Genomic DNA, 13,351 nt, shown 5'->3' with positions numbered 1-13,351 from the left:
GTTCGACCAAAAAAGTCCAGACCTAATTTTGCGGGTAAAGGGCAGGGCTAGCCGGCCGAGGAGTGGGAAAAGAGAAGCGCCCCGGCGTGCCGCGTGCATCCCGGGGCTGCATCACCCGCCGCCACCGCGGCCGGCGCCCGTGGCGGCGGGACTCTACTGCCGGCCAGCTAGCTGCGAAGAAGGGCCGTGGCAAACACTGCGTAAGAAAGGGCGCTGAACCGCTTGGACCGGAAGCTGCCGGTCATCGGCGCCGACAGCGCCGGGCGCGTCGTCACCACACGCAGCGCGGCTGCCGCGAAGGCGCAGGTGACGCTGGTCGAGAACACCGCCCACCAGGCATGGTACGCCGCGGTCAATGCCCTCTTCGCACCGTTCCGCCGACTCCGGGCCGACTACTCGGTGATCCCCTAGTCCACCTTCGGCGAGCCCGAGGTCGCCCGCGCCGGCCTCAACGAGCAGGAGGCGAAGGCGCGGCATCGCCCATGAGTTGTCGCGCAACGACCTCGACGACCTCGATCGCGCGATCGCCGACGGCGAGGCACATGGCTTCATCAAGGTGCTGACCGTTCCCGGAAGGGACCGCATCCTCGGCACGATCCACATCTACCCGACGCTCGCCGAGGCCAACAAGTATGTCGCCGGCGTCTGCAAGAAGGCGCACGCGCCAGCAGAAGTGCTGCGCTGGCTCGATCGCTCCCGCACTTGGCGCCGGGGCGGCGGCTGAGCGGGCTCCCTCAGGCGGCGCCCGGGTCGATGCGCGCCAGCGCCCCAGCGAGATCCCGTCGGAGATCCTCGACATCCTCGATGCCGACCGACAGGCGCAGCAGCGCATCGCCAATCCCGAGACGACTGCGCTGTTCCGGCGGGATCGTGGCATGGGTCATGATCGCCGGATGCTCGATGAGACTCTCGACACCGCCGAGACTCTCAGCCAGTGTGAACAGTTCGCAACCCTGCAGGAAGCGCTTCGTGCCGGCGAGATCGGTTGCCAGCTCGACCGCGATCATGCCGCCGAAAGCACGCATCTGCCGCCGCGCCAGCGCATGCTGGGGGTGCGACGCGAGGCCGGGGTAGCCGACGCGTCGCACCTGCGGCTGACGCTCCAGCCAGGCAGCCAGATCCTGCGCATTTTCGCAGTGCCGCTGCATGCGCAAGTCGAGGGTCTTGACGCCACGCAGCGCAAGGTAACTGTCGAAAGGGCCGGCGATGGCGCCGACGGCGTTGTGCAGGAAGCGGAGACGTTCGAGATGCCCGGCGTTGCGCTCGTCGCTGCTGACGACGGCAACGCCACCGATGACGTCGGAGTGACCGTTGATGTACTTGGTGCTCGAATGAACGACGATGTCGAAGCCGAGTTCCAGTGGGCGCTGTATCCACGGGCTGGCAAGCGTGTTGTCGGCCACCGCCAGCAGCCCGTGCTGGCGGGCAACGATGGCCAGTGCCCGCAGATCGACCAGGCGCAGCAGCGGATTGGTCGGTGTCTCCACCAGCAGCATGCGACTCTCGGGCCGGACCGCCGTGGCGAGGGCTGTCGGATCCGAGAGGTCGACAAAGCTGCATGTCAGCCCGGCGCTGCGCCCACGCACCGCCTCCAGCAGGCGATAGGTGCCGCCGTACAGATCGTCGCCGGCAATGACGTGTGCTCCGTGATCGAGCAGTTCGAGGACCGTGGCGATGGCCGCCAATCCCGAAGCAAAGGCAAAGGCCGCGGCGCCACCCTCGAGGTCAGCCAGGCAGCGCTCCAGCGCCCAGCGCGTGGGGTTGTGCGAGCGACCATAGTCGAGCCCCTTGTGTACCCCCGGACTCTCCTGGACGTAGGTCGAATTGGCATAGATCGGGGGCATGATCGCACCCGTGGAGGGGTCGGGACTCTGTCCGGCATGGACGGTGCGGGTAGCGAAAGCGGGGCGGGAATCATTCTTGCTGTCCAGCTGGGTCATGCCGACTTCCTTCGCCGGTGGTTGATCGGGTCGAAACGTGCGGGCCAGCCGGGGAAGCGCATCAGCGCTTGCCGGGAACGAAGATCTGGTCGAAGACGCCACCGTCGGAGAAGTGGACCCTCTGCGCGTTGCGCCAGCCGCCGAACGCCTTGTCAACCGTGATCAGCCTGGTCCTGACGAACTGCTTCGCGTACTTCGCGGCGACCTGTGCATCGGTCGGGCGGTAGAAGTGCCTGGCGGCAAGTTCCTGCCCTTCCGGTGAATACAGGTACTCGAGGTAAGCCTGCGCCACCTTGCGCGTGCCACGCTTGTCGACCACCCTGTCGACAACCGTCACCGGCGGCTCGGCGAGGATCGACAGAGACGGCGTGACGATCTCCAGCCTGTCCGCCCCGGCTTCCTTGAGCGACAAGTGGGCCTCATTCTCCCAGGCGAGCAGCACGTCGCCGATGCCGCGTTCGACGAAGGTCGTCGTCGAGCCGCGCGCTCCCGAGTCGAGCACCTTCACATTGCGATAGAGCTGGCCGACGAACTCCCTGGCCTTGGCTTCGTTGCCGCCCGGCTGCTCGAGTGCGAACGCCCACGCCGCCAGGTAGTTCCAGCGCGCACCACCCGAGGTCTTCGGGTTCGGCGTGATGATCGCGACGCCCGGCTTCACCAGGTCGTTCCAGTCCCTGATGCCCTTGGGATTGCCCTTGCGCACCAGAAAGACGATCGTCGAGGTGTAGGGCGACGAGTTGTGTGGCAGACGCTTCTGCCAATCCTTCGGAATCAGCCCCGCGTCGGCGATGGCATCGATGTCGTAGGCCAGGGCCAGCGTCACGACATCGGCCTGCAGGCCGTCGATCACGCCGCGGGCCTGCTTGCCGGAACCGCCGTGCGACTGCCTGACGGTGATCGCCGAGCCGGCCTTCGCCTTCCAGTGTCGGGCAAACGCCTCGTCGAACTCCTTGTAGAACTCGCGCGTCGGGTCGTACGAAACGTTCAGCAGGGAGACGTCGGTCGCGAGCGCGTTGCCGACCAGCAGGGCGCTGGCCAGCACGCTGGCCAGGAGACATCGGAGTTTCATCGCGGTACCGTTGCAGTGGGTGGGGCGTGCAGTCTACGGAGCCTGCAGGCTGTCGTGAAGGAATCTTTGCTTCTGAGCTTATTCCGCGCTGTCCGGAATCGCTGTTGCAATCCGCGGGGCGGTCCGCCGGGGCTCATTGGACTCTGCGGCGACCGGCGCCACGGGACAGCACGCCTGAGGGTCGCACACGCTCGCCATCACCGGATGTATCATCAGTGGCCGTCACAGTGGAGACCCGAACCCGCCGCCACGATCAGGAGCGGATCAGCGCGCGTTCGTGACGCAGCCGCACTCCTGTCCGTCCAAGCAACGATGACAAGGATTTACATGAAAATCAGGGAACTTGCCCCCGCCGTCCTGTGCTGCCTGCTCTTGCCCGGCCCAGCCATCGCCGACGACAGGTTCGAGGCCGAGACCGCCAGGGAAACGGAGGCGGTCAGCCTGGCCCGCGATACCCAGGCCGGCGGCTATCAGTTGCTGACCGCTGCCGAACTGAAGAAGATGCTCGATGAAGGGAAGCCGATGGTATTGGTCGATACGATGCCCTACGACGCCAGCTACAGAAAGGAGCACCTGCCAGGGGCAAGGCATTTCCTCTTTCCCATAGCACGCATGGCCTCGTGGGACACCAGGGAAACCGACGGAAGGACCGAAGCTGATTTCGCGGCCCTGCTCGGTGCGGACAAGGACAAGCCGGTGGTGCTCTACTGCGGCTTCGTCAAGTGCACGCGCAGCGACAACGCAGCGACGTGGGCGCGCAAACTGGGCTACACGCAGGTCTACCGCTTCCCGGGCGGCCTTTATGCCTGGAAGGGTGCCGGCTTCCCGCTCGAAGCGGTGAAGTAGCGCCGCACGACGAGCGCCGCGGACGGCACCTGGCGCGTGCACACCGCATCGGCCACACCTCGATCTGGAACTGCTCCAGCCGACCAGGTCGGGGGCTGGCGGTCGCTGAGACGCAGCTTCCTGTCTCCGGTCCGGGCGCTGTCGCGCGTCTTCCGCGGCAACTCCATCGCGCCCTCGAGCGACGCCCGTGGCGCCAGCGGATCTCCGGCGGTCAGGCCACGAAGCCCCCCTGCCAGCCATCGGCCACCGCCATGCTGGCCTTGCCCGGCCCGACGCCAAAGGCGTTGTCCTGAACCGCCGTGAACGGAAGGCTCGCTGGCGAGCTTTCCCGGTAGTCGAAGGCAGCGCCAGGGAAATTGAAGCCACTGGCCGTCAGCCCATCCACGGAGTCGATCAGGCGCGCCACGATGCCGATCCGCTGCCGTTCGCCAAGCGCGGCAGCTCCCGTACCGTCCTCGCCGGGTTGCCTCGCCGCTCAGAGCGCCTGCCGCTCGACCCAGGCAATCCACCGATCGGCTGCCGCATCCCGCTGCGGCTGTTCGGCGGCAGGCAGATAGCGCCCGAACTCGACCCAGAGCGACTGCCAGTCGCTGCCGCCAGCCAGCCGGGGAAAGATCCGGCGCAGGACGAGGAAGGCGCGCGACCGGGTCATCAGTCCGGGGGCCTTGAGCAAGGGCACGACGCGCGGCAGGACCGCCGGCCCGAGATCGGTCAGGCCGTCGGTGGCGAGCGTGTCGGGCTCACGCAGGATGTCCGGATAATCGTCGATGGTCTGCAGCAGCGCATCGACGGCGCGTGCGTCGCCGATGCGGGCGAGCCCCTGCGCGGCACGCGCGCGCACCTCTTCGTCGGCGTCGCCGAGCAGTTCCACGAACACCTCCGCAGCGACTGGGTCGGCGATCTCGGCCAGCCCCTGGACGATCGGGGCGCGCAACCTGCCGCCCGCCCGTGGCAGTGCGGCGATCAGCGCCGCAGTGCTCGCCCGGCCGCGGCTCACCAGTCCGGCCAGCGCCAGCGCCCGTTCGTTGAAGTGGTTCGCCGCCAGGGCGGCGACCAGTTCGTCCGCGCTGCGCCCGTCACGGGGCCGCGGGGACATGGCTGAAAGTCAGGATCACCCGCCGGTTGGCCCAGCGGTTGGCCTCTCGGCCCTGGTCGGCGCCGACCGCGGCGTCGCCGCCCTCGTCGCCGGTCCCGGCGTCACTGGTGGCGGCGGTCGAGGCGCCGTGGCCAATGATGATGCCGTTGATGCGTGCGGCGGCGACCCCCTTTGCCAGCAGCGCCGCCTCGACCGCGTGCGCGCGACGCAGCGACAGGTCGCGGTTGTGCTGGCTGGCGCCGCCGACCTGGTCGGCGAAGCCCTCGAGCGCCAGCTCGACATCCGGATTGCGCGTCAGGTAGGCGAGGAAGGTATCGATCTTCGCCGCCTCGGTGGCATTGAGGACGTCGTCGTTGAAATCGAAGTAAAAGGTCACCGGCTCGTGCACGTAGAAGTCGCGATGGCGCTCGAGTGCCTCGTCAAAGGTCGCCGAAGTTCCGGCCTCGACCTGCAGATGCTCGTTCCTGACGTGCCCGGCATCGACCGTGAAGCCCCAGTTGACCGCGCCGTAGGTGACCATCGTGTCTTCGCCGATGGCCGCGCTCTCGAAGGTCCAGGTGATGACGTCGGTCGGGCTGCTGGTGCCGGGGAAATCGTACAGCGAGGCCGTGCGGATGTCGGCCGGATCATCCGAGCGCTTGTAGCCCGCCACCTGTCCGAGCGGATTCGCGCCGATGCCGCCGCCGCGCGACGCGGGCTGCTGCGTCGAGCCGCCGAAACCGACCGTCCCGGGAGCCGCCGCCCCCCAGGCGTAGCGCGGCGACAGCGCCGATCCCGCCGGCACCCCCGGACTGGCGGCGTTCGGCCGGTGCAGCACGTCGGTCTTGAAGCCGCCCTCGATGCCGCGCAGCGGATCGGCCTCGGTGCGCAGTCCCGGATCGCCGAGCGCGCCGCGAGGCGCCTGCGCCGCCGGCATCGACGCCGCGTTGACGTCGGCACCGCTGGCATCGATCGTGCTGTTCACCTGCCAGATGCCGATGACGCTCGAGTTGGGCTCGCCGATTCCGGGAACGAAGCGCAGGTAGCCGTCGAGTCCGCTCTTCGTTGGCGAGGCGGCGAGCGCACCCTCGCGCGTCTGCAGGTCGATCTCGAACAGGCTGGCGCTGCCGGGGATCATGTAGGTGCCGGCGAAGCTGCACTGGATCGGCGCCGGGCCAGCGTGCGCGGTCAGCGGAATCGCGCTGCCGTCGCGTGAACCACCCGACTGCTGGACGACGTGCGCCAGTTCGTGGGCGGTGAGCTCGTCACGCCCCGGGCTGCGGCCCGCGCCATAGAAGATGTCGCTGCCGTGGGTGAAGGCATTGGCGTGCAGGTCGCGATTCAGTCGTGCCGACTGCGCGTCGGCATGCACCCGCACATGACCGAAGTCGGCGCCGAAGCGCTGCTCCATGAAGCTGCGCGTCGCAGCGTCGAGCGCTCGCCCCTGGCGGCCGAGCAGCGCTGCCGGCCCGTGTGCCGGTGCGGCTGGCGACACGTCGCGGCGAGGCGGGGTGCCTGCCTCCGCTGGCTCGCCGCTCGTCGCGGCGACGATCTGCCGCGCCGCCCGCTCCGCCTCGAACTCGTGGCGGTCGCCCGGCGCAGCGAGCGGCGTCGTCGCAGCCGGTCGCACTTGCGGCAGGAAGGAGGGAACACCGCCTGCTGCCGCCGCTGTTGCCGTTGCCGCCGTCTGCGGGGCGCCCGCTGCGGCCGCGACACTCCGTCGCCCGGCAAGGAAGCGGGGCATGCCGCGGCCTGCCTTGCCACCGCCAGCGGCATCGCCGATGGCCACCCCAACGCCCGTCGTCGCACGGGCTCGCGACTTGAAAGTCATGACGCCTCCTCGCTCACCAAATGGCGACGCCGTCGCCGCTATTCCCGCAGCACTCCGGGCGCCGGTGTCGCCGACGTCCTGCGGCCCGCGGTGCAGCGCGCTGCCGCGCCCGCATCGCCCAAGATTTCAGCGGCCGGTGGAATCCCTTGCCAATAGGCGCTTCGCGGCAGTTTTCCACCGCCTGCACAGGCCTTGCCCACAGCTTGTCCGCAATTGCTGGGGACAAGCTGCGAGCCGCCACGGTCTGTCCACAGGGACGGGCGATCCTGCACTTCACAGCAGCGACTTGCCCTGCCCCAGGATCTGGTCGCAGATCTGCTTCGTCACCTGTTTCTTGAAGCCGCCACCGGCGAGATCGATCGTGTGGGTGGGAATCACTCTCCTGTCCCGGCGCTTGCCGCTGCGCCGGAGCCACCGTCGTCCGCGGCCACGGGCAGCACCCGGTGGCGGCCACAGGCTGCTTCATCATCCCCGTCTCAGGCGCCGAAAGGCGGCCCGGCGACCGCCAGCAGCGCGGCACGCACGCGGGCGAAGGCGACGGGCGCCGGGGCACGTTCGATGCGCACCGAGTGCTGCTGCGCGCCGAGAGCGGCATCGATCTCGTCGCGGAAGCCGTCGCGGCCGGCGACGACGATCCGCCCGGGCAGTTCGAGGAAGCCGCTGGCGAGCAGCGTCCGCGCCAGCTCCTGCTGCTCGCCGGGCGACAGTCGCCGCAACGGTGCGTCCGGCCACGGCGCGCTCCAGTCCTCGCCAGGCGGACAGTCACGCTGTTCCAGATAGGCGAAGACCTCGCCGGCAGGAGTCACGCGGATGCGCTGGTTGCCGCGGCTCGAGATCGCCTGCACGCGCCGGAACTCGAGGCTGAGCGGCGGATCGGTCATCGCCGCCTTCATCCGATGCGCCACTCGGACTGCGCGATGTCGGGCGCCGTCATGCGGCCGAGTGCCTCCCAGAGGGTGACATAGTGACGGGGCAGCACATCGATGCCGTTCGACATCTGGCTCGAGGTCCGGACGCCCCAGACCGCCGGACCCGGCACCCCGGCAGCGGTGACCAGGCCGGAATACAGGGTCTGCTGCGTGCCGAGCGTGCCGGTGGTGTTGTTCTGGTACTCGTCGGGCAGGCCGAGCATGTGGCCGAACTCATGCTCACCGACCGAGTAGCGATTCGCCGCATAGGTGGTCTCGAAAGCGTGGTCGACCGAGATGTCGGCACGACGGTTGCCGGCATCGCCGGCGCTACCGACGGCGCCGTGGCCAAGGACGCCGATCGGCTGCGGCACGCCGAGACCGGCGAGGAAGCTGCGCACCGCAGCGGCACGGCGGTCGGAGAGGCCCTGGTTGTGCGTCGCTTCCCCGTCGCGACTGGCGAAGCCGTCGACCTTGAGCGGAACCAACGGGTCCGACGGGTTCTTCTGCCGTGCTGCATTGGCGAAGGCGGTCAGCGCCGGGCGTGCTGCCGGTTCGATGACGTCCGAATCGTTGGCGAAGAGCACCGGCGACGCCGCAGCCGCCGCCAGCGCCGTCTCCAGCCGCTGCCGCTCGGTGGTCGCAACGCTGCCGCTGTTGAAATCGGGATTCTCCCGGACGTCGGACTGGTAGAGGTCGGCGGTCGCCGGACGCTCCGGATGCGCCGGGTCGGGGTCATTGGTACCCGACTTGTAGTCGATGCCCGGTCCCGGGCTCTTGTGCACCGTCGTCACGTAATGCGCCGCCGCGTCGTCATCGACCTCCACCGGCGTCACCAGCGGCATCGCCCGGAAGTCCCAGCACGGCTTGCTCGAGCGCAGGACGTGCTGCGCACTCCAGCGCGCGCTGACGCGACCGATGAAGTCGCGCTTGAAATCGGCCTTCTCGCTGTCGCTCCAGAAGAAGCGGCTCATGTCCTCACCAGCCAGCCCCCGTCGCACGATGTCGAACACTCCGGGCGCATTGTCCGCGGCAACGAAGTTGAACTTCATCTTCACCGTCACCGGCATCAGGCCGATCAGCGGAAAGTAGTCGGCGTCGAACATGCCGAAGGTGGTCGAGGGAATGTAGCGTTCGAGGTGCATGTGGCGCAGCGCGAAGGCGTCGCGGCGGACACCCTCCTCGGGCGTCAGGCAGGCACCGAAGATGGAATCGAACAGCGGCTGCGACGGCGCCGCAACGCCCGCCGGCAGCGCCGCGCCGGCGTCGGTCGGACCGCCGCCGGTGGCGGCCGCCGCTGCCGCCGCGTCCGGCGTCAGCGTACCAGCGGCAGCAACGCCGCCGTCCGGTGCGCGGGCAACGATCCGCGCGGCATCGCCGCTGAGCACGTGCGCCAGTTCGTGCGCGATCAGCCGCCGCCCCGAGTCCGATCCCGGCTCGTAGCGGCCGGCGGCGAAGCCGATGTCGTTGCCGAAGCTGAACGCGTGCGCCGACAGCGAACGCGCCGCCCGTGCCGCCTGTGGCCCGCTGTGCACCCGCACCGCGCCGAGATCGCGAGCGAAGCGCGGTTCGAAGAAGTCGCGCGTGGCGCCGTCGAGCGGTCGCCCGCCATCCAGGCCGGGCAATGCCGACGGCGGGCCGCTGCCCGCCGCCGAGCGCTGGATTCCCGCAGCGCAACTGGCGCAGGGTGCCAGCGGCGCGCAGCCGGCACACCCTGCCGGCGCCATCACCGCCCCGGCGATCGCCTCTGCCCGCCGCTCGCCCGCGTCGCCCGGCTGCGAGACGGGCACACCACGCGCGGCGAGAAATCGCGGCACGCCCTGCGCCGCCGGCACCGCCGACGGCAGCAGCGCAGACGACCCGCTGGCCGGCGCGGCTGTCGCCGGCAGGGTGCGGCGAGCAGACGGCCCGCCACTTCGATCGTAAGTCCGGCTCATCTATCTCGCCCTCATCTCGCTCACCATCCGTGCCACCATCTCGTCGAAGGCCTGCGGCCCGAGCTGTTCATCGCGCAGGCGATCGATGTGCGCACGAAACACTGCCTCCGCCGCCGGCCAGCGGCGGTGGCGGGCGATCGCCAGACCGGTCGCCAGCGTCCGGTACGCTTCGGGGAAGGCCTTGCCCGCGGTCTGGATGCCGGCCATGAACACCACCATGCTCACCAGTCCGATGAGGTTCCCCTCCTCGGCATAGCCTCGCGCCGCCCGCAGGCAGGCGGCGACCGCGTCGCCGCCCTGCTGCTGCGCGGCACTCGAGCGTGCCCTGCCGAGGTCGATCAGGATGGCGAGTTCCGGCTGCGGATGCGCCCGGCAAAGCTCCGCCGCCTCGGCGAACAGCGCCTGCGCGCCGGCGTGCTCGGCACGCGCCGTCAGCAGGCTGGCCAGCGCCACATCCATCTGGATCACCTCGCGCCAGACGCCGGCTCCCCTGAGCATGGCGCGCGCCTGCTGCAGGTACCGCAGGGCACGCGGCAGATCGACCAGGCTGATGAAGACGAAGGCAAGCGACTGGCTGGCCTGGATGCGCTCTTCGATCAGCTCCTCCGGCAGGCGCGCCAGCGCCTGCGTCAGCGCCGCGCGTGCGGCGACGACCTCGTTCGCCTCGATCTGGTACTCGCCCAGCGCCAGCTGCCTGAGCGCAGACGCCGACGCGGCCTGCGGCGCCAGCCGGATGGCCTGCAATGCCTGGCAGGCTTCGTCGAGCCTCTGCTGGCGCACCAGCACCCGCACGCGGCTGATCGCGCAGCAGGCGGCGAGTTCGCCGCCAGGGGCGTCATTGGCGTCGCTCGCCTGCTGCAGCAGGGCAAGCGCGGCATCGAGATCGAGCCGCCGCATGCGGACGATCGCGCGCCGCAGCAGGATGCGGCAGCGGGCATCGGCGTCGGCCAGCTCATCCGCCAGTCGTGCGGCCTCGTCGAGCCAGTCATCGACCGGCGTCGGCCAGCCGGCGAACACCGGGTGCGCGCATGCCGCTCGCAGCAGGGTGCCGAGGCGGAGTCGGGCCGGGCCACTGGCGCGCGCGATCGGCACATCCAGCAGGCGATCGCCGAGCAGGCTTGCGGTTGCCCGCTCGAGATCAGCTGACGAGCGCTGCTTCATCGCTTTCACCTTCCGCGCCTTCGGCCGCGCTCGCGGCTTCGCCCGCCACGCCCTCGTCCACCGGCGCCGGCACGCTGCCCTCGCCCATCGCCGCGAAGTACGGCCGGTAGGTCGCCGCGAAATCGACGATGTAGCTTTCTCCCGCCATCTCCTCGGCCTCGAGCACATCGTCGTGGGCCGCCAGATCGTTCTGCAGGGCCAGCGCATCCGCGCGCGCCGCCCGTGCGTCGTCGATGTTCGCGTCGGCCTGATCCATCGACTGGCGATTGCGTTCCTGCTCCTCGCCCGCCTGCTCGCCGACCGCTTCCAGGCCGGCATCGGTTTCGTCGAGGCTGCCGCTGCGCGCGGCGATGTCCTGCCCGCCTCCGTCGAGTTCGGCCTCGATCTCGTCGAGGCCGAGTGCCTGATTGATCATGCCCATGATGAACTCGTTGATCGACTGCATCACCTGATTGACCTTGCGTCGCACGGCCCGCACTGCCGGCGCGACGAGCCCATCCCAGAGGGCGCCGGCAGTCGCATCCCAGGCGCGCTCCAGCCAGCTGCGCGAACGCGGCTCCTCGGGCTTGGCCTCGACGCTGACCCCCTGCCCCTCGGACTGGACCGCACCCGCCTCCTGCTCGCCGCGCGCCGCCTCGCCCGAGGCTTCGGCCCCCTGTGCCGACATCTCCTGCTGCGACGCCGAGGCCTGGTCGAGCTTGCCCTGCTCTGCCGCCACCGTCGCGCGCTCGCTCCCGGCAAGGTCCGCCTGCCGGGCATTGCGCCCCTGCAGCGTTGCGGCCGCGGCCCGTGCTGCCACGTTGTGCTGCTCGGCGTCCACGGTCTCGCCAACGCAGCCGCTCACGACTTCCATCGCGCTGGCGATGTCGATCCGCTGTTCACGAATCGACACCAGTGTAGACGGGCTCCACGACACCGGTGTCGGCGGTTGCGCGGGCGCGGCTGCCCCCTCGCCCAGCGCGGTTGCGCCGCCGTTGCCGCCGCCGGCGACGAGCGTGTCGTCGACGGCCGGTGGCTCGTCGCCGGGGCCCGCAGCAGCGGGAGTCCCGCTGGCGACAGGAGTGGCGGTCGCCGCCGCCGAATCGGCAGCGCTCGCGGCCGCCGGCTCGGTGATGCCGCCCGCAGCCGCCGCCTCGCCCGACGCAGACGGAACGCCAAGCTGCGCCAGCATCCAGTCGCCGAGCGCCAGGCTCTGCATCTGCACGTCGTCCGAGCCGCGAACGGCGAGCCTGCCGATGCCGGCAATCGAACGGTCGAGCAGCGTGCGCGGCACGACGCCTGCGAAACGGCCGGCGAAGTCGACCGTCGGGCCGAAGAGCGCGCGCGCACCCGCCTCGCCGGTCTGCCAGCGATGACCGGCGACGAAATGCGCGTCGAACAGCAGACGCTGCGACGGGTCGTTCGGGTTCACCCAGATGCCGGTATTTCCCTCGCGCCGCAGCGCCTCGAAGAACGCCTCGCTGCGGAAGTAGTCCGGGTCGAAGCTGCCGGTCAGTGGTGTCGGCGACGGCCCGCCGGTCGCGAAGGCCGGACCGCCACGGGCGAGCGCCTCGGCTTCGCCGGTGGTGCGGACGAAGGGGACGTCGAGCGGCATGCCGCTGCCACCGGGCGGCCGGCGTGCCGCCCGTGTTCCGAACAGCGTCCACGGCGACGTCGCCCGTGTCGTACCGGGCGGCACGACCAGCGGCGCATTGCCGAGCTGGATGTAACGCGGATCGTAGGCGACATGCGGCGCGTCGAGCACCGATATGGTGTGATGCGGCGTCTTGTACACCGCGCTGCGCGTCGCCTGCTGCCGGAAGGCCGCGATCTCGGCCTCGGTCCATTGCGCCGGGGCATTCGGCCGCGCATTGAGCTGCCGCGCGAGGTCGGCATCGCTGATCGATGGATTGGCGGCAATGGCGTTGTTGATCGTCGTCGCCTCATTCCGCCGCAGGCCATCGAGGAAACGCTGCAATCGGTTGCCGGGCCGGCCGAACACCAGCCGGCCGCCAGCGGCCGGGTCGGCACGCAGGGCGAGATCGTTGAAATTGATTTCGGGGAACTCCGATGCCGGCATGCGTGCCTGCAGGCGGGCGCGTGCGGCGGCCTCGGTCAGCGCGCCGGCGCTCTGCGCACCGGCCAGCTCGGCGCGCAGGCGCGCACCGACGAAGCCGTGGTGCGCGCGCTCCGAACGCGCGAACAGCAGGCGTGCCAGATCGAGGTTCTCACCGTACACGCGACCGGCGTAGCGTCCCAGTCGCGAACCGGCGACCCAGCGTCCGGCGGCTGATCCAGCGACGCCGCGGCCGAAGCGGCGCAGCCCGCTCGCGCCGGCCGTCGCTGCCCCGCCAAGCAGGCGGCCTGGCGCGCTGCCGAGCAGCGCCCGCGCGCGCGCGCCGACCGCACCGAGAGCGCCGCCAGCGACGCGGCCGAGGCCGGTACGACCGATCGCCCGCGCGGCACGTCCGGCAGCGGTGGTGGACAGCGCGCTGCGCAGCCCGAAATCACGCGTCCGCCCCATGAAGGTGTGAAAACGCCCCGCGGCACCCGCGCCGGCCCGGCGCACCGCGCCGGCCGCGCCGCTGCCGGCCCGCCCAACGGC

General features: G+C 70.3%; 10 protein-coding genes and 2 pseudogenes. 2 read left to right on the top strand and 10 right to left on the bottom strand.

The features are described 5' to 3' along the window. Positions 1 to 327: 327 nt before the first annotated feature. Positions 328 to 724: pseudogene (locus tag NFW30_RS13475) on the top strand (pyridine nucleotide-disulfide oxidoreductase); the annotation flags it as partial. 10 nt (positions 725 to 734) lie between these two features. On the opposite strand, the gene NFW30_RS13470 reads toward NFW30_RS13475, so the two are convergent. Beyond that, positions 735 to 1,940 carry a PLP-dependent aspartate aminotransferase family protein gene (locus NFW30_RS13470; protein WP_295353029.1) on the bottom strand — a complete coding sequence of 402 codons (1,206 nt, stop codon included), beginning with the start codon at positions 1,938 to 1,940 and terminating at the stop codon, positions 735 to 737. A gap of 61 nt (positions 1,941 to 2,001) precedes the next feature. Further along, positions 2,002 to 3,009 (bottom strand): sulfate ABC transporter substrate-binding protein, encoded by a 1,008-nt coding sequence (locus NFW30_RS13465; protein WP_295372272.1) that lies wholly within the window; start codon positions 3,007 to 3,009, stop codon positions 2,002 to 2,004. Positions 3,010 to 3,336: 327 nt separating this feature from the next. Between NFW30_RS13465 and NFW30_RS13460 the strand changes: the two genes are divergently transcribed. Continuing rightward, positions 3,337 to 3,855, top strand: a complete 519-nt coding sequence (locus tag NFW30_RS13460; protein WP_295353036.1) for a rhodanese-like domain-containing protein — start codon at positions 3,337 to 3,339, stop codon at positions 3,853 to 3,855. 211 nt (positions 3,856 to 4,066) lie between these two features. Here NFW30_RS13460 and NFW30_RS13455 read toward each other — a convergent pair whose 3' ends face one another. From NFW30_RS13455 to NFW30_RS13420, 8 genes and pseudogenes are all read right to left on the bottom strand, one after another. Next, positions 4,067 to 4,261, bottom strand: coding sequence for a hypothetical protein (locus NFW30_RS13455; RefSeq protein WP_295353039.1), 195 nt, complete (start codon positions 4,259 to 4,261; stop codon positions 4,067 to 4,069). A 69-nt stretch (positions 4,262 to 4,330) separates the two neighbouring features. After that, positions 4,331 to 4,951, bottom strand: a complete 621-nt coding sequence (locus tag NFW30_RS13450) for a HEAT repeat domain-containing protein (protein ID WP_295353042.1) — start codon at positions 4,949 to 4,951, stop codon at positions 4,331 to 4,333. Continuing rightward, positions 4,932 to 6,761: a DUF4157 domain-containing protein gene (locus NFW30_RS13445; RefSeq protein WP_295353045.1), complete on the bottom strand. Its 1,830-nt coding sequence runs from the start codon at positions 6,759 to 6,761 to the stop codon at positions 4,932 to 4,934. Before NFW30_RS13445 ends, NFW30_RS13450 begins: the two co-directional genes overlap by 20 nt. Before the next feature lie 273 nt (positions 6,762 to 7,034). Next, positions 7,035 to 7,121 (bottom strand): annotated as a pseudogene (locus tag NFW30_RS13440) (DUF2501 domain-containing protein); the annotation flags it as partial. 116 nt (positions 7,122 to 7,237) lie between these two features. Next, entirely contained in the window at positions 7,238 to 7,642 is a 405-nt protein-coding gene (locus NFW30_RS13435) for a hypothetical protein (protein ID WP_295353048.1), read from the bottom strand. A gap of 8 nt (positions 7,643 to 7,650) precedes the next feature. Continuing rightward, entirely contained in the window at positions 7,651 to 9,606 is a 1,956-nt protein-coding gene (locus NFW30_RS13430; RefSeq protein WP_295353051.1) for a DUF4157 domain-containing protein, read from the bottom strand. Next, on the bottom strand, positions 9,607 to 10,767 hold the full coding sequence (locus tag NFW30_RS13425) for a hypothetical protein (protein WP_295372270.1): 1,161 nt from the start codon (positions 10,765 to 10,767) through the stop codon (positions 9,607 to 9,609). Further along, positions 10,745 to 13,351: hypothetical protein (locus NFW30_RS13420; RefSeq protein WP_295372267.1), on the bottom strand; the 2,607-nt coding region annotated here is incomplete at its 5' end. The genes NFW30_RS13420 and NFW30_RS13425, both read right to left, overlap by 23 nt.

Origin of the sequence: Accumulibacter sp. (assembly GCF_023806635.1) — a bacterium.
Lineage (GTDB): Bacteria > Pseudomonadota > Gammaproteobacteria > Burkholderiales > Rhodocyclaceae > Accumulibacter.
The sequence above is the reverse complement of the archived record's forward strand: the minus strand, read 5'-3'. Positions and strand labels throughout refer to the sequence as shown.

Excerpts from the sequence above, each read along its gene's own strand:
- NFW30_RS13450 (WP_295353042.1), bottom strand. The coding sequence starts at position 4,951 with ATGTCCCCGCGGCCCCGTGACGGGCGCAGCGCGGACGAACTGGTCGCC.
- NFW30_RS13435 (WP_295353048.1), bottom strand. The coding sequence starts at position 7,642 with ATGACCGATCCGCCGCTCAGCCTCGAGTTCCGGCGCGTGCAGGCGATC.
- NFW30_RS13425 (WP_295372270.1), bottom strand. The coding sequence starts at position 10,767 with ATGAAGCAGCGCTCGTCAGCTGATCTCGAGCGGGCAACCGCAAGCCTG.
- NFW30_RS13460 (WP_295353036.1), top strand. The coding sequence starts at position 3,337 with ATGAAAATCAGGGAACTTGCCCCCGCCGTCCTGTGCTGCCTGCTCTTG.
- NFW30_RS13465 (WP_295372272.1), bottom strand. The coding sequence starts at position 3,009 with ATGAAACTCCGATGTCTCCTGGCCAGCGTGCTGGCCAGCGCCCTGCTG.
- NFW30_RS13470 (WP_295353029.1), bottom strand. The coding sequence starts at position 1,940 with ATGACCCAGCTGGACAGCAAGAATGATTCCCGCCCCGCTTTCGCTACC.
- NFW30_RS13445 (WP_295353045.1), bottom strand. The coding sequence starts at position 6,761 with ATGACTTTCAAGTCGCGAGCCCGTGCGACGACGGGCGTTGGGGTGGCC.
- NFW30_RS13430 (WP_295353051.1), bottom strand. The coding sequence starts at position 9,606 with ATGAGCCGGACTTACGATCGAAGTGGCGGGCCGTCTGCTCGCCGCACC.